We start from the raw sequence: 20,450 nt of genomic DNA, 5'->3' as shown, positions 1-20,450 counted from the left end.
ATCCGGTTCCCGCCTTACCTCGTACCGCAGAGTTGCCATGAGGGGATCACATAGGTCGCCGTTTAGGGGTGGGAGTATTTGGTCCACGGTGACGCCGGGCCACCTGAAAGCACCGAGACAGTCGGCGCTTAGTAACGCGCCCGCCCACCCGACATGTCGAATACCGCGCCGGTATTGAAGTTGCTGGCGTCCGAGCACAGCCAGGCCACCATGTGGGCAACTTCTTCGACCCGGCCGAGCCGGTTCATTGGACTATCGGCGATCATTGTCTCGACAGCTGCGACCCCGAGGTTTCGGATCATGTCAGTATCGATTGGCCCAGGAGCGACGCAGTTCACGCGTATGTTTGTATTGGCAACCTCACGCCCAAGCGCCTTTGTGAAGACTACGATACCTGCGCTGGAGGCTGAATAGGCGGCAAGGTTGGCAAGTCCTTCCTTGCCCGCCAAAGAGCCCATATTGACAATGCGGCCAACACCCCATTTTCGCATGTGGGGCAAAACCAACTGCGTCACTTGCATCGTGCCGATCAGATTGGTTTCGATGATGCTTCGCCAGTCTGCAGGTTCGTGTTGGTCAAACGGGTGAAGGGTTCCTAAATAACCGGCGTTGTTAACCAGAACGTCTATACGCAGGCCACGATCGACGATCATGTTGATCGCATGGGTTACCTGATCGCGGCTGGTAATATCGACCTTCGTAGACACCACACCCTTCAGTTCGATCTGATCTCGATCCCACACGTGCACTGAAGCACCCGACGCTACAAGGCGCTCTACGATTGCCTTGCCGATACTCTTTGCTCCGCCGGTTACGACGGCTGTCTTGCCAATGAGGTCATATGATACCGGCACAAAGCCCCCATTCATGTGTGTTCACACGGGATAAGTTTAGCAGGATCGCATATTTTCGCCAGCGGCCAGATGGTCTGGGGGGCGCCGGAGCCAGCTATGACCTGATCGGTAGCGAGCTCCAGATCGTACACAGCTTCGCCTTGCGGCGCCGCCTGGCGCTTTTCGTCACCTTTTCCTGTTCAGATGCCTCTTGGCAGGTCAAGGGGGCTAGACGATGTTGTTCTTTGTCCCGCTCTCCTGCGGCGACACGCCATTGCCCAGTTTGAAAGAACCAAAGAGACAATCAGGACAGGCCGGCGATATTTCGATGAAGGGCTTTCGCCATTAGTTAGCGCAGGCTAATATGCGTTCTTCGCGGTCAGAGAGCCGCCTGCATGTTGGGCAGAGATGCTTTAGCACCTGATACAATCGTGCCAGCCGCGATGCCTATCCCAATTTGCCTTGGCGTCTTCCCCGACGGGCTCTGGCTAGAAGCATTCCAAACCGATCAGGATATCCGTGCCTATTGGAGAGGCTATGCCCTTGCGGGCACGGTGTGCGCCGTTTTGCTGATCATCGAGCTTGTGACAATTCACCTGCTGCTCTGACGTAGCAGCGCTGTCTTGATGGCGCTATCGCTGTAGCGGTCGGACCGCTCTAGTGCGCCTTCTCCGCCTCCATCGTTGAGCAGTCAATTTCAGCTCGAGCGGGCTGGACGAGGGGAGCGCGGGCGCATGACCGTGGTGCCTACATTCGTCGTGACCACGCAGCCCACCTCATATCGGCCGACCACCACGCTTCCGCTTGCATAAGCCTCGGCGCGAATTCGATCTTGCAGCGTTTCGGGACCGAGTTCTGAAGCTGCGATAACGCCCATCTGCTCCATGACCGGAGCCATGGTCGCTGCGAGATTGGAGATCAGATCAATGCCGCTCATACTGTCTGATCCACCTCCGGCGAGAGCACTTACCGCCTGGCCCCGGCCGGCGTTTCGTTCGATTGGAAGCACCGGCGCAATGTCGCCGCGGACTAGCGTCCGTCATCTGCCCTGCCGTATGCATTCGGGGTAATGCCACCAACTGCGGTCCATGGTATGGTCCCGAGCGCACGCAGTGGCGCCTGATAAACAATCAGGAGTGAACGGGAGTGGCGGCCATTGAGGCGCTATAAGAAGTTTATTTTGCATTGCGGAATTCACAAGACTGGAAGCTCTTATCTTCAGGCGAGCCTGGCCTCCAATCGGGATCTGTTGGCGGGGAACTCGATCCATTACCCCGACCCCCACGACCCGGCCAATGAAGCGTTCGGGCCGCAGCACAGCATAGCCGCAATCGGTTACGACGACAGCAAATCGTTTGAGCAGAACGTTGGCGCGTTCTTCGCACTCGATTCCGATTGCGAGACGTTGCTGATGTCAGGCGAGGAATTTTCGCGAGCCAGCACTCATCCATCTTTTTTTCAGGGTCTGTTGGATATTGGCGCCGAGGTGAAGGTGGTGTTCTATTTGCGGCGCTTCGATCACTTGCTTGAGAGCGTGTATGCGCAATGCGTCAAAGACTACCTGACGGGCCCCATCGAAGTCGCGGAATATCAACTTGATTTCTACGAAATCCTGCGACCGTTTGTTGAGGCGCTCGGACCTGATCGTGTTGTCGTTCGACCATACAACCCTAAATTTTGGCCCGGCGAATTGATCGGTCAGGATTTCTTCTCTGCAATTGGCTTGCCTCACCTCTGGGGCGCCATGAGGAAGCCGGCCGGCCGGATCAACGAAAGTCTGTCACGGCCGGAAACATACATGATTTCAGTTACTGAAGGCATCGCTGAAAAGCAGCGCTTGATGGACCACTTCCGAGCCCGGCCTTTCCCGGACTGCGACAGGGCCAAGTTCTTCCGGTCACCCGATTTTCGCTTTGACTTCAACCTGAGATACATCGGCTTGAACTCTGGCGTCGCCGCCCTCAATGGCGGGGTGGACATCACCGAGTTTCTCGATCTGGCCAACGTCGATGATGATCCACATTGGCAAGCGTTCGACCCGAACGACCCTCAGATAGTCGACTATCTTGAAACCTTCAGGGCCAAGCATTCGGACTTAGACGGTGGGGATGATTGGGAAGTGCGTGAAGATGGCATCGAGGGGATGCGCTTTTAGGGCGCGGATAATCGGGCGGAAACACTTACCCAACCGTAGGGTAAGGGCCGCTAGCTAAAAGCCCGCCAACCTTTCGGTGGGCGGGCCTCTACTGTCGGAACTGGAGAGTGTCATGTCGACAGCTCCGGCACTTGCGAACGGTTTGGTTAGTGGCGCCAGATCAGCAGGCAGAGCTGGCGCAGGTCACGATCATAAACGCCCCGGCTCTCGATCACGTCGATGCAGCGCTTCTTGAACCGAGTGATTTCGGCGCTCGACATAGCGTCGACAATGCGAGGCAGATCCGTATTGGTCGGATGGTCGGGGGACTCGGTTCCGACAGTGGCACCGCTCGTGCCAGTGGGGGCAGTGGTTCCGTCGTCGCCAACTGCGGCGTTCGCCGGCATGCAAAGATTTGCGAGAACGGCTCCAATCGCCATGCTTCCCACCAGGATCTCAAAAATCTTTGTCATAATTCGCATCCAGGATGGCCCCTTTTCCAAACCAAGGCCGGCGGGATTTTGCTCGCAACCAGCGGGACGGTGACAGTCGTTGAGTGATTGATTGGGTATTGATCGAAAAACGGGAACGCGATCAGATAGGCGTAGTCGGCGGTAAGATGTGCCATGCGGAAACCTCCGCTGGCGGCATCAATTATCATCCACGACATCCTCCAATATCCGGGTGAAGGTGCTGAAAGACATAGCTCATTAGAAAGCACGGATAGATGAATGAATGTCTAAAAACTCCTTTCCTATTCTTTGCAATGACAGTGTTAGGCGTCCTTAGCCGTGTTAACCGTTGATCAGCGTGAGGCGAGTTCCTGCGGTATCGCGTTCAGCTCGGCCTTTGCGGCGTTGGGATGCGCGCCTCTCGCAAAAGCGATGGCCAGTTGTGGAGCTGCTATTTGTTCTCCTCGCGGAAGTCCTGCAGCGATGCATGCCGCAGGTCATCCTCCACACGCAAGTGCTTCACGCGGCCGATCAGCCCGGCTTGACCCATTGCGTCGCAGGCCGCTTCATGACGCCCTTGGGCGCCGTGCCTGGGTGCTCCTGGACGCGTTTCCATAGCCTCTCGCGCATTTCCCGGTTCAAGGTGACGAATGCGCTGCCGACATAGCGCCCGGTGCCGCGCTCAGCCATCAGAGCGAAAGCCGGCTTGCCCGCTTCACGCTCGACGCCGAGCAGATCGAACTCGTCAATCGCATAGCACTTGGCCTTCAGCCAGTTGGTCGACGGACCGCTTCGGTATTTGCTGTCCTTCCGCTTCGACACCATGCCTTCAAGTCCGGCCTTGTCGAGCAAGTGAAAGATGGCCTTGGCTTCCCCCGGCAAGGGCTCGCTGAACTGAATACGCCCGCCGGGCTCGATCATGCCGGCCAGGATCTCGCGCCGCTCCTCTAGCGCCATATCGCGCAGATCGTGGCCGTTAAGATGAAGCAGATCAAAGGCAACAAAATACAAGTCGTGCTGCCGGCGGGTAATGGCTTTGCGCAGCGCTGCGAAGTCCGAAAGGCCCTTGTCGTTCAGAACGACTATCTCGCCGTCGACAATGGCGCTTTCGGCACCAAGGCGCTTGGCCTCTCTCACCAGGTCGCGATATTTCGCCGTCCAGTCGTGGCCGTTGCGCGTATAAATGCGTGTGCCGTCTTCATCGATGATCATCTGCGATCGGTAGCCGTCGAACTTGACCTCGTGGGTCCAGCCTTCACCCTCGGGAGGGTTCTCCACAAGGGTCGGCATCAACGGCTCGATGAACTTCAAACGCATGCACTGATCCGCCCTCCGGCGATTCAATAAGATTAAGCTAAAATAGTTCCGAAACTGGAAATCAGCCTCTTGGGTGCAACAAACTCGTCAACTCGGCGTTGCGGGATGAGCGAAGGAGGAATCGATATGGCCGACGACAAGAGCAAGCGGGACTTCCGCGATCGGGACCGGGTCTCGGCCGATGAGGATTATGAAGTCGAGTATTTCGCAACAAAGACCGGCATCACACCCCAGCAGGTGAAAGAGCTGATCGCGAAGCACGGCAACCAACGCGAAACGCTGGAGCGAGAAGCGAAGGCTCTGCGGAAATAATGACCAGGCTATCGGATCTCGGCAGACCAATAATTGGGCACCGACATGAAGGCCCGCCCGCGAGCGAGCTCGATCATTTCATGCCTTGCCCTGTTTGCGGCCAACAGATCGACATGCGCGATTTTCGCCAGGTCGCTTATCATTCCGATCCGGATCACGATCAGCCTATCGAACTAGACGCCTAGGAACAAAAGTGCCGAAATACCACGTTGAGGAAATGGACGGCGATACCGTGACGGCTACCCACATCGTCAACGCGACAACGCCGATCAGGGCGGCGCGGGAAGCGACAGAGCGCGACATCACTCTGCGCACCACCGAGCCCATCTGGATCAGGGTTGCCGACGAAAAGCGCGGCCACATATTCGAATACAGTTTCAGCCTGTAGCTGGCGATCCAACTCGGCTAGCTGAGTTTGGATGGCATACCATGCCGTCGACTTCGATACGCAAGTTCGACTATGACCCGAACACCAGGGTTCTCTCGGTTTGGTTTGTAGCGAGCGGGAAGCATTACGAGTTTTTGGACGTACCTGCTGAGGCCGTTGCCGCGTTCAAAGCTGCCTTTGCCAAGGGCGTCTATTTTAACAGCCACATCCGCAATCGTTATGCATTCCGGCTCGCGGCAGGGAGGGCAGCAGCCGCGTCGGGCGATTGACAGAATTTCAGATTCGAGGCGGCCCGCGCCATCGCAGGGGAGCAACTGTGCGAATTGACCAGGTTCCGAGGGCAAACGAAAACGCCCGCCGGCCGGGCCAGCGGGCGCGTATTATGTTAAGCTAGGTGCTGGGCCTATTTGCCCATCATCATCGCAGCTTTGCAGAAGTTCTCATGGGCCTTCGCAATATCTGCGTCAGCGCAGTCCTTCATCACAGCGTCCTTATCCTCCTGAGACATAGCCGACCAAGCGGTTTTCGCTTCGGCCTCAGACTTCATGGTCTTCATGCTGCTGTCCGTGAAGAAAGGAGACATTTTTGCAGGATCGTCGAGCGCAGACGTGCCAGTGGAACTGCCGGCAAAGGCCGATCCGGTCATAAGGGCAAATGTCGCGCCGAGAATGAGCATTTTCGAATTCATCAAAATTCCTCCGAATGCAACTGCTTGAATGCAGCCGTGCTAATTCAACGCTTGCGGGTAGAAAGGGTTTCCAGCCAAATTGAAAATTGTAGAAATTGCTACCGATATTTCGTCGTCAACCTAGGAGGAATTGGCCCGCAAGTTCGGTCAAGGCGGCCGGCGGCCACCATCGATGCTGCAATTGCCTGGCCGGTTGCCCCGGACTTGTTCAGGGATGGCCCGCGCTTGCTTCCGAGCGCGGGCCGACCATGATGAGTGAGGGGCGATCTTGGTCACCGGCAGGACCGCTTAAGAACGAGCCGGGTGTGACCGAACAGCCTCAGGGTGAGGATGTTCCCGACTGACGCAAAAAAGCCCGCCAGCGTGAGCCAGCGGGCAATCGGCCTTGAGTATACTAGAACGAGTTCCCCGGCTCGCTCGTTGAGAGGCATGAAAGACAAATGGGAATCTGACCACCAGTTCGTCGAAGGCGCCCGCCGTAGCCAGCGATGGGCGGAGAGAGAACTTGAATCCCTACAATCGACCATCCAAGAGACGCGCCGTGTCCTAGAGGCTTCACGGAAGCTCTTGGAAAAAATTGCCGAGCGCGAAGACCATACGCAGCCGTAGGGAATGGCCGGTGCAGTTGGGCATGCTTGTGGGCTTAACCGCACCGATATTGCATAAGTCACGGCTGATGGGCAAACCCACGGCCAGTACTTTCCGTGCAGGTGGACAGCTCGCCGGGCGAAGACCCCAACCACCTCGATCCCGGCGAGCCTAGACCTGATCAGAGTACGCGATCAGGACCGGGGATCAGCCGGCGATAGTGGCATCTCTTGCAGGTCAACCATTGTGAAGCACAGCTTCCTGATCGGACCTGCTGCCGTGTCGAATGGAATAGGCGCGAGTGATTTCCGCACCAAAAAGAAAAATTTCCGCCGAGTAGTAAGCCCACAACAGGATGACGAGCAGCCCACCGGCGGCCCCATATGAGGCCGCGACCGCGCTGGAGCCTATATACCAACCGATAAGCGATTTCCCGAGCGTGAACAGGGCAGCAGTCACAACAGCGCCAATCCAGACATCCCGCCATTCCAGGGTTCGATCAGGCAAGATCTTGAAGATGGCAGCGAAAATAGCTGCGAGGAGGACAAAAGAAACGACCGCGTTGATAACGCCCAGGACAAGTGTCCCGAACGGCAACTGTGCGTTGATGAGGTTGCCTAGGGCCGAAATCGCCGCGCTCGCGACTAGAGAGACGAGCAACATGAAGCCAAGTGCGGTGACCAGTCCCAGACTTACCGCACGTGCGCGCACCAGGCGCGACAACGAACTTCCCTGCGCTTCGACCTTCCATATCATGTTCAAAGACTGCTGTATTTCGCCGAAGACCCCGGAAGCGCTCACAAGCAAGGTGATGATGCCAATCACCGCCGGCCAAGTGCCGCCGGATGGCTTTTCGGATGCGCTCTTCAGTGCGGTTTGCAGGATATTTGCGCTTTCTGTACCCATCATCCCTGTGATTTGGGCGGACAATGCCGCTTGCGCTGCCTCGTGACCGAATGCGAGACCCGCAATTGCAACCACGATGAGCAGAATTGGCGCCAACGATGTTGTGGCATAAAAAGCGATTGCTGCGCCATGGCTGAGAGCATTGTCGTTGACGAACCCAACGACGGCTTCTCGCACCATTGCCCATGCATTTGTGATCCCGCGATGCATTTTTCGCCCCAGTCGAATTGGCGTTCACTAGCAATGCACCAGCACATGTGATGTTCCGGTTGCGGGCTGTGGCAGGAGTTTCGCACCGACTTCCGCGGAGGGTCGCCGGCATAGAACTTCCGCTCCGATGCGCTCGCATCGCCTTCGCCCCCATTTCGGGACGCGCATTTGATAATGGTTTTCTCAAGATCATTTTAGTTCGTTCGGAAACCATAGAAGCGGAGGCTGGCTCGTTTGCACCGACAAGGACAACAGCACGGAGGAGGTGTTGGAGGCGGCGCAGGAAGCTGGCGTGCATCCTGCGATCTCCGCCGGCCGCTGGCGGTACGAGCATCCGGACTATCGCCGCTTTTCCAAGCTGATTGGTCGAGGTGAGATTAAAACCGTCCTGAGCCTCAATATCGCTTTGAGGCGCCAAAGCTGCCAACGCGGTACCACCGTGTCTGCTTTCAGGCAGCGGCAACCAACGTCGTTGCGGCCAAGATCGCGCCACCAGCGGAATGGCACCTTTCCGCTGGTTTGCACCAGAAGCAGACCTTCTGCTCTCGTTCCATATACTGCCGGACCGCATGCGCCTCATATCGGTCATTCAGAATTAGCAGCCGCCTCTTTTCCGATGCCAACGCCTGAGCCTTTTGTGAGACCTAGGCGCAGCTTGCCGGCCGCAGCCTGTCCCAATTGGGACGAATAGTTGGCACCCATATTGCAAATCTACTACTCCTAAAGCTGCCGGACCGCTCTCGTGATGAGCCGCCAGTCGGCTAAGCGCCTCGTCGGTCTTTGAGCTGGCCCCAGCGGATCCCAAAAGCAGAAATTCGAGCGTACAGGCGACGTGAGGGAGGATACCCGAACCCGCGTGAACGAGGCTGTAAGGTCGATCGGATTTCAGTTCAATCGACAAGCAATTGATTTTCGCCGGGGTCGTTCCGATTCGCTTATTGTTCTGGTGTCGGACATCGCGAACCCGTTCTTTCCGGTATTCTTCAAGGGATCGAAAAGGAAGCTCGGGAACGAAGCACAATAGGTAACACAAAAGGTCAAAACAGAGCAATGGCCACAGCCGTTTGCGTCAGATTATTCAAGTTAATTCGCCGACCGCCAACGCGAACAGACGCGCATGGTCCCGTCCGTATAGCGTTGTTAATCCGGCAGTAGCATCTCCTCTTCATCGGCTGCGGCTTCGAACAGCAGCCGGAAGTCGTTACCCGGCATTTTGCCATCCATCGCAGATAGGCAAGCCTCAGCCGCCAGCCGCCACTTGGGGCCACGATTGGACCACTTTAGAAGCTCCTCCGCGGCGGCATCAACTCGGTTGACACCAAGGCGAAGCCCCGGGCGCTCAGTCTTCACATAAACCGGAGGGTTGAACCAGCGGTGGGGCATCAAGCCTCTCGAACGTCAAAGGCGATGAACAGTCCCCAAACGGAGGCTGAATTGACGATCATTCCGACCAACTGGCAGTCAGTCTCACGAAGATCATGGCCGCGCTCGCGCACCGCTGCAATGGTCGCCTTCAGGGAAATTATATTGCCCGGTTGAGAACCCAACAGGACCTCGCGGACCAGCTCCTTGGCCGTTTGCTGCACAGGCCGAACAGGTGCTTGAACGTCCATCCCATCCTCCCAGAGAGATAGAACCTCACCAGCTATTCTGTGGGTCACTTTCCGAAAAAGGCAAGAGCCGGAAACGTACAAAGCAGGTTGCCGCAAACACCCCATTTTGGAACGGGACCCGCCCTTTGTTCATTATGGGTGGAATCAATTTTTGAATGCAAATCCAAGGAATTTACGCCGTGCTCGCCAAGGATGGACAAAGCGGAGGAGTTCTATACCCGGCTTTTCGAGCGGAGGCCTGATGATCGTCCCATGGACGTGTTGATCCAATGGCGCAACGTCGCAGGCGCGAACTTGCAAATCTTCCATGATAAACGGCGAATGATAAAAAGCCCGCTGACGTCTGGCGACGCTGCAGGGATGGCCCGCGCCTGCTTCGGAGGCTGCGCGGGCCGACCATGACGAGTGGAGAGGACATCTTGGTCACCGGCACGGACCGCTGAAGAACGAGCCAGCTGTGGCCAAACAGCCTCAGAGCGGGAATGTTCCCGCCTGACGCAAAAACACCGTGGCTCAGCCGGCGGGCTCCGTTGCAGGGGCACTCAGGATAGTGCCACGGGCGCGGCGTCTGGGGTCAATGCAGTTTGCCGACTAGCCGAGCGTATTCGGCTTCAGCCCTGCCATATGACCCATCAGCCAGCGCAATCAGACGCGCTCGGTCAAGAATGACTACCTCTCCTCGCATTGAGCGTATCAGACCTTGGCCCTCCAAGGTTTGCAGCGCTATGGTGACGCCGGGCCGCCTGACACCGAGCATAACTGACAAGAACTCGTGCGTAATCGCAAAGCTGTTCCCGTCGACGCGATCATCGCACATCACCAGCCATCTTGAGAGCCTGTCGACGATGTTCATCCGGGCATTGCTGAGCGCGGTGAAGCTTGCCTGGAGGTGAAAGTAGTGAACGTAGCGGAGCAGAAAACTTCGCAGGGTTGGGCTTGTCAAAAGCGCCTTGGTGAAGAGGCCCGCGTCGATAACAAAGGCTCGGGCCTCTAATTGGACGTAACAATCGTGCGTTGACCGGTCATCGCCCATGATAAGCGCTGAGCCGGTCATACCCTCACAACCTATGATTCCGATCTCAGCTTCAATACCAGGCCGCAGTTCGCCCACCACTGACCCGAGACCGCTCTCGAAGAAGTACACGGTTCTGATTGGAGACCCCGCCACTTCGAGATGCGTCTTCAGTCCAAGGGAGACGCTTTCCAAATGAGGTTGCAGCAAGGCCAAATCTGCCGAGCACATTCGAAGCAGCAGCGAATTGCGATAGATGGAATTTTGGCGGGTGTCGCATTGCGCGGCAGTGTGAGTTCGTGAACTGGAGTCTGTCATAGCTCCCTCTCCCTATTGGGGCGGAAGCATGTTGATCGCTCACAGCCGACGGACGCCCTTAGAGTTGCCGTCGATAGCACACTGTATGCCTGCGGGCCGCGGATGTCCCATTTATTAACAACTGCGTTGATCAGCGCGAGCCAAGCTTTGGCGCGCCCGCGCTAAGACGGCATTCAGATACTCCAGGAATTCGTCATCGCTTTTCGTTGACAAGCCGACTTGTCGAGCGCGAGTCACAATGCGCTCCTGGAGTGAAACCGCTGTCTCATAGTGGTCCACGATCATCTGAAATGAAGCGCTCACTGGGGCGGATTCAAAGAGCTGTGCCATTGTGGCAATGTAGTTCCAAGATGATGAGAGTCGATGCGGCCGCTGCTTTGCGTAACAATCGTACAATGTGCTCAAGAATGTGCGGTTACCGGATCTAGACGGCCTATCCGGAGGTGGTGTGGAATTCTGCTGACTTAGCAGCACGGATAGAACTCGTGATCCGCCACGCAGCACGCGCCAGATAGGACCAATAGGGCGTAACTAGCGACGCGAGCGCCGCCGCTGCGATGCAGTGAGCCGAATGCGCCGAGGCCCATCAACTTCCACCGGGTCACCTCGGCAGTGGCCGCCTTCACCCCGGTCATGTCTTCGCTGAGCGATTCACCGCGTCTTCAGCCTTGGCAAAACGCTGCACCAGCTTGTCGGTCTTGGCGTACATCTTCGATCGGCTGGCGGCTGGGCGCTGCTCGGATTGCTCGTAAGAGAGCGCGGCTCAAGCATCGCTGTCGTTTAATGTCGCGCCGGATCTCGGTTGCGTCTCGCTGAACGCCCTCCATGGACGCCCTTCATCGTGGGTCCACCAGGGCTTTCTTGTTGTCTGAATAGCCGCCTTCGTGCGCGAGCACCTTGGCAGGCGCTTTCTTTTCGCGCGAAATTGCCATCGTTTTCAAGCGGGAGGGTCGGGATGCAGATTTTCGATGACATCGAGGCGCTGCTGGATGCGGGTGAAGCCTCGACGGCACTTAAGGAAGTGCGGGCGCTGGTGCATCAATTTGGGCGCGGGTCCAGTGTCTTGGCGGGCGCGATCGACGACCTCATTATTGACCTGTCGACGCTATCATTCGTCGCCGATGCTTACGGAGGCCGCATCGCAGAGGCGGCGCGCATGTTGGCCCGAAAAAGACTATTGAAAATCAAGTTGCTCGCACCTCGTCAAAGCGTTGAAGTGGTCAGCTAGAGATTGGTGGTCGCTACGAAAAACGTGTAGACCTGCTCGGTGCTCCGACGCATCGAAACCTCTCGCCATCATCGGTTCCGTGCGGACGAAAGAGCCGCCTGACCCTGCGACCAGATGAAAGCTTGGACTTGCGGCAGACCGCAAGCAGTTGGAGCTTGAATTGCCGACACACTCTCAGGAACCGTTGCCGGGATCGCACTCCATTGGTCGTCGGCCCAGATCCGGCGCGCCTCGCTTAAGGTGCCGGTCGAATATGGCCAGCTTCTCTTCGTAGCCGATCCGCACTCTGGACCTGCAACTATCGCATTTGAAACCGGCAATCGTTTTCAGCCAGGATCCCCTTCTCACCATAGGGCGTGAACAGGAGGGGCATTGGAATTCTAAAGGTACGTCGCGCAGTTCATTTGATAGAGGCACTGTGCATGTTCTCCTCAGCGGCACGGCCACTGCAACAAAGTGGAAGGAGAAATGTTTCCGGATTCGGCCATTTGCGGGAAAGAATCGGACCTAAGTCTAAATGGTGAGCGGCCCTGAAACCCATCGGCCTTTGCGTCGGAAATTAAAAATAGCGAGGGTTCGAAGGCGGCCGCGGGCGTGAGGCTGGCAAGTGGGCCAAGACGGCGGCGGTAAGGCGGAGCTGTGGCGATCAAATAACCGGTTCGCCCAGAATCTCGTTCACCCAGCTCATGGTTCTCAGCCCGTATGCCATTCCGGCGCAGTCGGCAAACCAGTCGAAGACACTCATGTCACGCCCTGTGACGCTTTGAAGGATTTCGATCGCTGCGCCCGTAAAAGCAAGTAGAACCGCCAGCCGGACCACCTGTTGGGGCCAGCCGAGGCTACCCAAAGCCGACAAGGTGGCGAACGCGGCGGCGTGGTTGAGCTTGTCGTGATGAGACGTAAAGGCCAACGCGTGCAGCAAGTGGTCTGGCAATAGCGCGAGCAACAGGACGACCGCCAACGTGGAGAGAAAGGCAGCCCTTGCCATGCTCTGATAAAAGCTCGACTGCGGCAATCTATCCGCAGCACTCCCGGTTCCTAGTTCTCGCTTCCGATACTGGCGCACTAGGCAGAGCTCCAACCTGCATCTGAGCTACGAGCGCGAACAACTGGCATGCTTAACAGGCCTCCTGATGTCATCAGGAAGTTCCATGAAACAGCCTATGTCACTCTGGATGGTTCCATAGGGCGCTGCGAATGTCGCCCTCCATTGTGATGAGGCCGAGGGTTTCCTGCCGAAAAGGCGCGGCGGAATAGGCGAGCCATTGGTACCGCTTGCGCCCAGGTGCGATGCGTATCGTGCTGGGCGGGAGCGGAACTCTTTCCAGCCTTGGCCCAGCTGTGCAGCCGGGCCGACGCCCTTCTGAATTCAATTATCGCCGGCGTCGCGGCTAAAAGACGAAACCGCTGTTTAGTCTGGTCATCCCTGCCTTGGTGATCTCGCCTCTACATATTCCAATCCTAGACGCTAGGCCAGCAGCGGCCACTCGCGGCTGTCCATCAACAATCCCAAACATCAGGTCGCGGTTATATACAAAAAAGCCGGCCACCTTTCGGCAGCCGGCCAGTGCAAACAAGGAAGGGAACGTTGCACTGATGGGGCAGTGCACCGTCCGAAGCGTTTCCAGGCGACAATGTTCCACCGATGAGAGAACAAAGAAGGCTTCACCGCCAGCGCACATTCCCCTTAGCTGCGCTGTATTGCCAGCGGCTAGTCTCTAAAGGCCTTTAACCAGCCACGGATCGGTGTCGTATCCGAGGCGCGGCTTTTCCGGCGTTCCATCGGCCGGCAATTTGGCGGTTCCGGTCGGCCTGCAGTCCAGTTCGAGCACCTGCTTCTTGGCAGAGTGCTTCGTAGAGCAAAGGTCCGTGGCGTCACTCACCACCACCTTCTTCTCCTTGGCTATAGCGACACCAGTCCCAGCGATCACGATCGCCGCGCAAAACACAGCTACTCTCATCATACTCCCCACCGTTGCTCCTCCCCAAAAATGCTGAGCATGACGTTACGGCACATTTAAATTAGCGCAAGCGAATATTAGCTTGACTAGTCCCCTTCACATCGGCTCTGGTCGCCTCCCCTTGCTGCTGCGCCTTGCGAAACCGGCAGCGCGATATGCTAGGATGGGCGCATGCCTGCTCATGACCGGGCGGCCGCTGTTAACGACTTGAGCTTGACATGGCAGAAGGCTGCAGCCGTCAAGTTTCCCAAGTCGTCGTGGCGATGAACGATCGCGTCGAGGATCGCTTACCAAGCGGCGTTTACTAAGTTCCGCTGGTGCAGCCCTGCGCGAACACCATAACCACGTGATGACAAATCAGCCATGTGTGTGGCGCGGCGGGCTTGTTCCGCTTGTGGCCGGCGCCTACCCACCCGGGTTCCCCAACCATGGCGTCGGCCATTTTCGTTCTCTCAGCGATTATAGGCCTTTGCTATCGGCCTATGTGTTGGCCTTGGATGGCGAGATCGCGGTTAGATCGCCTCGTTCGTTTGGATGTTTCGCTGGCGTTGGCAGGAGGCGCATATGTTCGCCAGCCGGCGGATACCACACCGCCCCACCGGTCAGGCCCAGCGCGTCCGCTGCAAAGTCCCCGCAGACCGCTGCTGGGCCGCTGGCGGGCAGCGGCTACTTGCTGACGATCCAATCCACCAAGCCAGTTTCGATCAGCTCGCACCCAGTGAAATCGCGCACCAGGGCCTTGGCTAAATCGCGCCATTGACACTCAGGCGTACCCGTTTCCCCTACTAGGGCTCGGAATGCACATCGGAGAACGTCGGCTTGAAAGGCGGAGACGGCAACAGTAGACGGGTCGGCATCTTCCCAGCCTAGCGCCACGTCGCGACGACGTTGACCAAGGCGCTTCAGAAGCTCGCGTGAGGCTCGGATGGCCCTGCGCGATTGATCCATGTCCCGGCGAAATGTGGCGGGTTCCGCCATGGACTTCTGGCGCATCAGCAAGGTGGCCGTAGTGGCCGCTCGAGCGATATCTATGGGCGTTGCAACCATCGCAGCCTCCCAGAAAAGGCAATGGCAAACGACACATTAATAAGCTCGCCGAAACTCTCTCCGCAATGAAAAGAGTTGTACGAATTTTACCAACCCGCACCCTTTCAGTGATGCCGGGCCGCTGCTGTCCTCGCTCTTGTTCTGTCATCGTAATGAAGGACGACATCTCCGAGCACCCGTAGCACACCTGTTGCATGGAAAAAGCTGTAGGCGTTTATAGGTGCCCGGGCACTCCGCCATTTGTTTGCGTTGTGGAGCGGGACAAAGCAGGTTTCCTCACTCAGGCCGCCTACCGTGAAGCGGGGCACAAGCCCGACTTCGACGCATTGCCTTGGGAAGCTGAATACAGGGCCGCCAACTCAACGAAAGCCGGTCGTACGCCTAGCTAGCAACCAGAGGCACCGTGACGGTCGTGGCGTAATTTATCGGATACTGGTCGAAATACGGGAAAGCGATGACGAAGGCATAGCTCGCGGTCAGATGCGCCATCTTGAAGCCGCCGCTGGCAGGGTCGATCGCGATCGTCACAATGACGTTCTGCAGACCCAGGTTCACCAATTTCTGCGTGGCGATGGCCTGGATGTCGCTCTGCGAAAGCGTGTTGTTCAGCTGCAGCGCCCGAGAAGAGGTTTCCAGTGTATAGCGGACGGTCGACACGGCATTCATGGCCCAGCCGAAGGCGAAGATTCCGAACAAAAGCATCACCAGGAAAGGCGCGATCAAGGCGAATTCCAGCCCGGCTGCGCCGGAGCAGTCACGGCGCCACCTGGATCCGATCCTTTCAGCGGACACGGATCACCTCCTGATGGCTGATCGCGCGCGGGTCCGGGAAAACACCGAAGTTGAACGGGGGCACCCAGGTGCCCGTGGCCGTTATCTGGACGAAGACAGTCGGCAGCTTTGTTCCGCCGCAGATGGTGGTCTCATCCACGACCGTGGCGCCGCACAAATAGGAGCGGATCAGCACGACGGCGGCGTCCTCGGGCTTGTCGTTCCAGCTCGAAAGCGCGACCGCCTGCGTTCCCGTGTCATTGGACGCGCCGGCCATTACGAGATTGGCCGCGGTTTTAACGCCCGCGCGCATCTGCAGGTAACTCGTCACGTAGGACCAGCCGTCGGCGATGCCGAGGCAAACGAGGCACAGGACCGGCAGCAACATGGAAAACTCCACGGCAGCTATCCCGGATTTGTCCCGGACAATGCGCAAGGTCCGCCCACCCATCCGGCTACTCGACGAGCTGAACGGACTGCGTCGCCGGAATGTCTTCCATCCCTAGACTGGTGCAGTTCTGCTTGATCGTCGTACTGCCTGACCACTGGATGGTGTCGGCGACGACCTGAGTGCAGCCACCGTTCCCCGAGAAGTTGCCAAGATAGTTGACCTGCTGCCTGGGAAAATAGATGGCGCCGGTCAAAAGCGAGTCCGCTGTGCCATTGAAGGTGCTCTGTGCCGCAGTCCCGGTCCTGTCGCCGTAGAACAGCACGCCGGAATAGGCTCCGGAGGTAGGCGCGCTCAGCGTCACCTTGGCGTTGCCGTTCATGCTGACAGTGTTGCTGCCTGCCATGAAGATGGTTACCCCGCTGCCCGCGACGACCGCGTTGGCGTTGACCTTCATACCGCCCTGCACGACGTAGACGCCGGGCTGCAGGGTGACGTTGCCGCTGAGGCTCATGCCGCTACAGTAGGTGCCAGGCTGGAGTGTTTGCGACGTCTTGTTGCCGTTGACAGACTTGCACGGGTTCCCGGCCGTCGGCGCCGCCAGGCTGGAGAAAGGATCGGCTGCCGGCAAGGCCTGGGTGATGTTGGACTTGCAGACCGTGGTCGCCGGATTGTTCAGCACCATGCCGCCGACCGTGATCAGGCAGTCGGCCTTGAGCACCGCCGAGCCCTGCGTCTTTATGGCGTCCGAGGCAATCGAGTCCGACATGACCGAACAGCCGGTGAGGTTGACGGTGGTGTTGCCGGAAAAGAGCGCAGCCTGGGAGGCCGACTGACTGAGCGCCAGCACGCAAGCCTTGGAGGCGTCATTGATCAGCGCCACCGCCCTTGCCTGTTCGGCAACGGGCGCCTGGTTGAAAATCGCCGTGAAGTAGCGATCTAGGTTCTGCTTGACGATGACCTCCACCGCCTTCTTCGCGGTGTTCGGGCCGGACAATGGCGGCGTGTTGACCTGGATCGTGCCCGGCGTGGCAAAATTGTTCGAGGTCGCGGACTGCGTGGCGGCGGCGATGATGGTCGGGTTATCGGAACCCGCGACTTTCTCGAGCGCACCGGCATAGGCCGCGGCATCGGCAACGGCCTGCAGCTTAAGGCTGCTGTAATACCAGAAGGATGTCTCCACACCGAGGCCGGCGCCGCCAACCACGACCGGCAAGGTGAAGGCAACGATGACGGCAACGTTACCGTTCGTGGCGCGCCTTAGGCGGCTCAAAGCAAACCAGATCCGGGTGAACGCGTTGGATGCCATATGTATTAGAAACCATGAATAGATAAACGAATGTGTAAAAAACCCATTCCGATTCGATGAAGTCCGACCTGCCAGACGAAATAGGTGCGCTGCAATTCCTCCTCGCCTCGCATGTACCGAGATCAGGCCGCTCAATCTGCGGTCGATCTCTACGGGTTGGAAGCGGCGACCGCCGTGGCGCAGTGCGCTTTGGAGGCTCATTTCGACGGTCGACCAGATGACTATCGCTTTTGGTGCGATGTCTTTCACCAACTGAGAAGAGCAACTGAAGGAACTTTTGCCGCGAAATCGTGTTCGTTCGAGCATGACCAGAATAGCCGACCTTGGACCGCCTAAGCCCGGCAAGCCACACCAACCGCAGGACGGGCACGATCGATTTCACCCATGCCCGATCTGCGGCCAGCAGGTCGACAAGCGCGACTTCCGCCAGGTCATGTGGCACGAGCAACCAGATCATGAGCCGCTGGAGCTCGATCAGTGAGGCAGGAACAACTGGGCCGCCAGCCAGAAGCCGACGGCCATCAAAGACAAAACAACGAGTGCGACGAGGAACAGCCTCATCGCCGGTTCCTACCACGCGTCAGAACAAAACCCGCCGACCGAAGCCAGCGGGCTTTTGTTGCAGGGCCGTGGTTTGCTTAGGATGTGGATCGCGGTTCAACACTGGGTGCCAATTGCGCAGTCACTGCGCTCAGACGCCCACGTTTGGTCAGTACTGGCTTGCTGTATTCTTTCTTCATGCAGTCCCTCCAGTGGAAATTTGAGGCAAAGCGCATTTACAGCCAAAGGTTGTCAATCAGCCCGCGCCTTGTCAATTCAAAAGGTGCCCGCCGCCCTTGCGTCCGGCGGACGAGAGACGTCACACCGCAAGCATCTCACCAGCCATGGAATCGTCCAACACCGTCCAGGTACTGAGGTTACCTAGCCGCAGGAGGGTCCTGAAGCCGCACAACCTTGTCGAGATGTAGCCGTATCCGCTGGCCTTCAGCGAAGGACAGCGCAAACGATTCCAGGCCGAATGAGCGTGTAATTTCCTGGTCGGTCTCTATGATGCGGACGACCCATTCGCCACTGGCTCCGACCACTTCCACGCGAGGCGTGGCCTTGCGAATTGACACCACGTTGCTCATCACATCCTCCCTACGAAACGCAATGGCAAGTCGATTTAAGACCGTCGTAGTCGGTAGATCAATAACAAATGCTTGCTCGGATCGGACGAACCATCCTGGATGGGCATACAACGGGGGCTAATGCCACTTCAGTCAGGCGAACCCTCCGGGGAACCTCCCTTGAGATAGCCTCTGCTTCAGGTCGTTGGCATTCAGGATGGCCGCCAGCTCTTCGGCATACTCCATGTCGGGAAGGTCGACAGATGGGTGGCCCGCTACAATAGCCGGCAGCCCGGTGAACACGTCGAACACCGTCCACGTCCCATCCGGTTCCCGCCTTACGCCGTACCGCAGAGTTGCCATGAGGGGATGCTAATGGAAGCCGCGAATATATGGTACAAAAAATGCGAGCGGGCGATCGGACAACGGGCACGCCTTGCAGAAGTTTTGCCGCTACGACGGGTTCGGTCGGGCACGGCCAGAATAGCCAACCTCGGACCGCCCATCCCCGGCAAGCCACATGACCTGACTGGGAAGAGCATTTCTATGCGCGCCCCATTTGCGCGCAAAAGGTAGACCGTCGCGACTTCCGCCAGGTGATGTGGCACGAGCAACCGGACCACCAGCCGCTGGAATGCGACGCCTAAGAGCGCAGCACAACCCAACTGGTCATCGCTATCGAAGCAGCGTTTGCGGGGCGGCCGCTTCTAGGCGCATGGTGGCTAGATGACCCGAATATGGGTGGGATCGGATGGCGCCACGATTTATAGCGAAACCACTGTCCTGGCCGACCGAACCGGCGGCTGGCTGGTCCGGGCCGGAATGAACCGGGGCAATGCCCGGCTCAACGGCTACGCTCTCGATCAAGTGCACCTGGTCCCGGTAGATCGTGCCGTGGAGGTCGGTTTCGGCGGCGCAGTTTTACTGCCGCAACTTATCCGTGAGGCAGCATTCGTTTGCGGTGTTGACCGCTCGCAGGATGTCGTGAACGCTGCCTCCCACCGGTTCGCCGATGCAGTGCGCGTCGGACGAGCCGAGTTCCGAACCGGGCTAGTCGAGGACTTGCCCTTGCCGGATAGCACATTCGACAAGGCTCTCAGCGTCCACACAGTGTACTTCTGGCAAAGCCTTAGAGCTGGATCCGCAGAGCTCCATCGCGTCCTCAAACCAGGCGGTCGCGTCGTGCTTGGCTTCCTCCCGAAGGCACATATGGACCGGATGAACATGCCGGCCGATATTTTTACACCTCGCGAGCCGGATGAGGTCATTGCTGCCTTGCGAGAGGCAGGGTTCAGCGACCCTGAAGTGCGGAGACCGAGCACGGAAACCGCATGGCTCGTTGTGACAGGCACGCGAAGATAAGTTTCGGCGCCTGGAAGCGGAAAAGCCCGCCGCCGAAGCCAACTGGCTTTGTTGCAGGGGTTTGCCTAGGCTCCTCTGGGTTCAACACTGGGTGCCAATTGCGCCGTCACTGCGCTGAGACGCCCACGTTTGGTCAGTACTGGCTTGCTGTATTCTTTCTTCACTGCAGTCCCTCTCTAGCGAATTTCGGCAAAGCGCCTTGGGCCTAAAGGTTCTCACTCATCGGTGCAGGTTGATGGCGTGCACACAGCCGTTACGGCCGAAAGCTTCTCGCGCTTCTTTAGTTCCGGCTTCTGATAAGGCTTCTTCATGCAGGGTTCCCCACGTTTGTCCCTCAATGCGAAAATGCGGTGCGCCGACCACGATTGTCAACCGGAAACACTGAAGTAGCGGCCGAGCGACGCCAGGGGCCGGCACGCGCGGTCAGGGCGGCGTGCGCAGCGTGGATGCTGCAATTGCCTGGCCGGTTGCCATGGCCTGCTAACGAGCGCACACTGCTGCGGT

26 protein-coding genes and 1 pseudogene are annotated in these 20,450 nt (G+C 58.0%); 8 read left to right on the top strand and 19 right to left on the bottom strand.

Translation table 11 applies throughout. The features are described 5' to 3' along the window. Positions 1–128 precede the first annotated feature (128 nt). Positions 129–869, bottom strand: a complete 741-nt coding sequence (locus AC3EML_RS18410) for an SDR family NAD(P)-dependent oxidoreductase (protein ID WP_023673881.1) — start codon at positions 867–869, stop codon at positions 129–131. Between the two features lie 359 nt (positions 870–1,228). Between AC3EML_RS18410 and AC3EML_RS18405 the strand changes: the two genes are divergently transcribed. Next, positions 1,229–1,441 carry a hypothetical protein gene (locus tag AC3EML_RS18405; protein ID WP_023695016.1) on the top strand — a complete coding sequence of 71 codons (213 nt, stop codon included), beginning with the start codon at positions 1,229–1,231 and terminating at the stop codon, positions 1,439–1,441. Positions 1,442–1,530: 89 nt separating this feature from the next. On the opposite strand, the gene AC3EML_RS18400 is transcribed toward AC3EML_RS18405, so the two are convergent. Further along, a complete protein-coding gene (locus AC3EML_RS18400) occupies positions 1,531–1,770 on the bottom strand; it encodes a hypothetical protein (RefSeq protein ID WP_023695015.1) in 240 nt (79 codons plus the stop codon). Positions 1,771–1,989: 219 nt separating this feature from the next. On the opposite strand from AC3EML_RS18400, the gene AC3EML_RS18395 reads away from it, so the two are divergent. Further along, the gene (locus AC3EML_RS18395) at positions 1,990–2,988 is read left to right on the top strand and encodes a hypothetical protein (RefSeq protein WP_460221720.1); all 999 of its coding nucleotides are present in this window, start codon (positions 1,990–1,992) and stop codon (positions 2,986–2,988) included. A 146-nt stretch (positions 2,989–3,134) separates the two neighbouring features. On the opposite strand, the gene AC3EML_RS18390 is transcribed toward AC3EML_RS18395, so the two are convergent. The 3 genes and pseudogenes from AC3EML_RS18390 to AC3EML_RS18380 form a co-directional block, all read right to left on the bottom strand. After that, the gene (locus tag AC3EML_RS18390; RefSeq protein ID WP_023673877.1) at positions 3,135–3,440 is read right to left on the bottom strand and encodes a hypothetical protein; all 306 of its coding nucleotides are present in this window, start codon (positions 3,438–3,440) and stop codon (positions 3,135–3,137) included. After that, positions 3,437–3,595: a hypothetical protein gene (locus AC3EML_RS18385; protein WP_155929886.1), complete on the bottom strand. Its 159-nt coding sequence runs from the start codon at positions 3,593–3,595 to the stop codon at positions 3,437–3,439. The genes AC3EML_RS18390 and AC3EML_RS18385 overlap by 4 nt, the downstream gene beginning before the upstream one ends. Before the next feature lie 275 nt (positions 3,596–3,870). Then, positions 3,871–4,736: pseudogene (locus AC3EML_RS18380) on the bottom strand (ATP-dependent DNA ligase). A gap of 126 nt (positions 4,737–4,862) precedes the next feature. Between AC3EML_RS18380 and AC3EML_RS18375 the strand changes: the two are divergent. The 3 genes from AC3EML_RS18375 to AC3EML_RS18365 all read left to right on the top strand — a co-directional run bounded on the left by AC3EML_RS18375 (position 4,863) and on the right by AC3EML_RS18365 (position 5,705). Further along, positions 4,863–5,048: a DUF3606 domain-containing protein gene (locus AC3EML_RS18375; RefSeq protein WP_023815822.1), complete on the top strand. Its 186-nt coding sequence runs from the start codon at positions 4,863–4,865 to the stop codon at positions 5,046–5,048. A gap of 193 nt (positions 5,049–5,241) precedes the next feature. Continuing rightward, complete coding sequence (locus AC3EML_RS18370; protein WP_023699326.1) at positions 5,242–5,436, top strand: hypothetical protein; 195 nt, start codon at positions 5,242–5,244, stop codon at positions 5,434–5,436. 41 nt (positions 5,437–5,477) lie between these two features. Then, positions 5,478–5,705, top strand: coding sequence for a KTSC domain-containing protein (locus tag AC3EML_RS18365; RefSeq protein ID WP_023673160.1), 228 nt, complete (start codon positions 5,478–5,480; stop codon positions 5,703–5,705). Between the two features lie 134 nt (positions 5,706–5,839). Here the strand turns inward: AC3EML_RS18365 and AC3EML_RS18360 are convergent, their stop codons facing one another. From AC3EML_RS18360 to AC3EML_RS18335, 6 genes are all read right to left on the bottom strand, one after another. Beyond that, positions 5,840–6,124: a hypothetical protein gene (locus tag AC3EML_RS18360; protein ID WP_023673895.1), complete on the bottom strand. Its 285-nt coding sequence runs from the start codon at positions 6,122–6,124 to the stop codon at positions 5,840–5,842. 825 nt (positions 6,125–6,949) lie between these two features. Beyond that, positions 6,950–7,828 (bottom strand): YihY/virulence factor BrkB family protein, encoded by an 879-nt coding sequence (locus AC3EML_RS18355; RefSeq protein WP_352522209.1) that lies wholly within the window; start codon positions 7,826–7,828, stop codon positions 6,950–6,952. A gap of 1,140 nt (positions 7,829–8,968) precedes the next feature. After that, positions 8,969–9,211, bottom strand: a complete 243-nt coding sequence (locus AC3EML_RS18350) for a DUF982 domain-containing protein (protein WP_023669677.1) — start codon at positions 9,209–9,211, stop codon at positions 8,969–8,971. After that, positions 9,211–9,441: a hypothetical protein gene (locus AC3EML_RS18345; protein ID WP_023690600.1), complete on the bottom strand. Its 231-nt coding sequence runs from the start codon at positions 9,439–9,441 to the stop codon at positions 9,211–9,213. Before AC3EML_RS18345 ends, AC3EML_RS18350 begins: the two co-directional genes overlap by 1 nt. A 574-nt stretch (positions 9,442–10,015) precedes the next feature. After that, positions 10,016–10,771 carry a Crp/Fnr family transcriptional regulator gene (locus tag AC3EML_RS18340; protein WP_023706251.1) on the bottom strand — a complete coding sequence of 252 codons (756 nt, stop codon included), beginning with the start codon at positions 10,769–10,771 and terminating at the stop codon, positions 10,016–10,018. A 464-nt stretch (positions 10,772–11,235) separates the two neighbouring features. Beyond that, the gene (locus AC3EML_RS18335; protein ID WP_245261978.1) at positions 11,236–11,358 is read right to left on the bottom strand and encodes a hypothetical protein; all 123 of its coding nucleotides are present in this window, start codon (positions 11,356–11,358) and stop codon (positions 11,236–11,238) included. Between the two features lie 368 nt (positions 11,359–11,726). On the opposite strand from AC3EML_RS18335, the gene AC3EML_RS18330 reads away from it, so the two are divergent. Continuing rightward, positions 11,727–11,999 (top strand): hypothetical protein, encoded by a 273-nt coding sequence (locus AC3EML_RS18330; RefSeq protein WP_023690703.1) that lies wholly within the window; start codon positions 11,727–11,729, stop codon positions 11,997–11,999. 646 nt (positions 12,000–12,645) lie between these two features. Here the strand turns inward: AC3EML_RS18330 and AC3EML_RS18325 are convergent. The 6 genes from AC3EML_RS18325 to AC3EML_RS18300 all read right to left on the bottom strand — a co-directional run bounded on the left by AC3EML_RS18325 (position 12,646) and on the right by AC3EML_RS18300 (position 17,475). Then, positions 12,646–13,014: a VanZ family protein gene (locus AC3EML_RS18325; protein WP_245261975.1), complete on the bottom strand. Its 369-nt coding sequence runs from the start codon at positions 13,012–13,014 to the stop codon at positions 12,646–12,648. Between the two features lie 703 nt (positions 13,015–13,717). After that, positions 13,718–13,963, bottom strand: coding sequence for a hypothetical protein (locus AC3EML_RS18320; protein WP_023673947.1), 246 nt, complete (start codon positions 13,961–13,963; stop codon positions 13,718–13,720). A 663-nt stretch (positions 13,964–14,626) separates the two neighbouring features. Continuing rightward, entirely contained in the window at positions 14,627–15,007 is a 381-nt protein-coding gene (locus AC3EML_RS18315; protein WP_023690706.1) for a hypothetical protein, read from the bottom strand. Between the two features lie 381 nt (positions 15,008–15,388). Next, positions 15,389–15,799 carry a TadE/TadG family type IV pilus assembly protein gene (locus AC3EML_RS18310; protein ID WP_023716265.1) on the bottom strand — a complete coding sequence of 137 codons (411 nt, stop codon included), beginning with the start codon at positions 15,797–15,799 and terminating at the stop codon, positions 15,389–15,391. Continuing rightward, positions 15,789–16,229, bottom strand: coding sequence for a TadE/TadG family type IV pilus assembly protein (locus tag AC3EML_RS18305; protein ID WP_031204579.1), 441 nt, complete (start codon positions 16,227–16,229; stop codon positions 15,789–15,791). The genes AC3EML_RS18310 and AC3EML_RS18305 overlap by 11 nt, the downstream gene beginning before the upstream one ends. Positions 16,230–16,233: 4 nt before the next feature. Beyond that, positions 16,234–17,475, bottom strand: coding sequence for a pilus assembly protein TadG-related protein (locus AC3EML_RS18300; RefSeq protein WP_488505285.1), 1,242 nt, complete (start codon positions 17,473–17,475; stop codon positions 16,234–16,236). Between the two features lie 111 nt (positions 17,476–17,586). Between AC3EML_RS18300 and AC3EML_RS18295 the strand changes: the two genes are divergently transcribed. Continuing rightward, positions 17,587–17,811 carry a hypothetical protein gene (locus AC3EML_RS18295; protein WP_084013115.1) on the top strand — a complete coding sequence of 75 codons (225 nt, stop codon included), beginning with the start codon at positions 17,587–17,589 and terminating at the stop codon, positions 17,809–17,811. 581 nt (positions 17,812–18,392) lie between these two features. On the opposite strand, the gene AC3EML_RS18290 is transcribed toward AC3EML_RS18295, so the two are convergent. Beyond that, positions 18,393–18,605, bottom strand: a complete 213-nt coding sequence (locus tag AC3EML_RS18290; RefSeq protein ID WP_023690461.1) for a hypothetical protein — start codon at positions 18,603–18,605, stop codon at positions 18,393–18,395. A gap of 132 nt (positions 18,606–18,737) precedes the next feature. Beyond that, positions 18,738–18,896 (bottom strand): hypothetical protein, encoded by a 159-nt coding sequence (locus tag AC3EML_RS18285; protein WP_245265714.1) that lies wholly within the window; start codon positions 18,894–18,896, stop codon positions 18,738–18,740. Positions 18,897–19,310: 414 nt separating this feature from the next. On the opposite strand from AC3EML_RS18285, the gene AC3EML_RS18280 reads away from it, so the two are divergent. Further along, on the top strand, positions 19,311–19,946 hold the full coding sequence (locus AC3EML_RS18280; protein ID WP_023670654.1) for a class I SAM-dependent methyltransferase: 636 nt from the start codon (positions 19,311–19,313) through the stop codon (positions 19,944–19,946). The last annotated feature ends 504 nt before the right edge of the window (positions 19,947–20,450 follow it).

The sequence above is a fragment of the Mesorhizobium sp. P170090 genome (assembly GCF_057786115.1).
The sequence above is the reverse complement of the archived record's forward strand: the minus strand, read 5'-3'. Positions and strand labels throughout refer to the sequence as shown.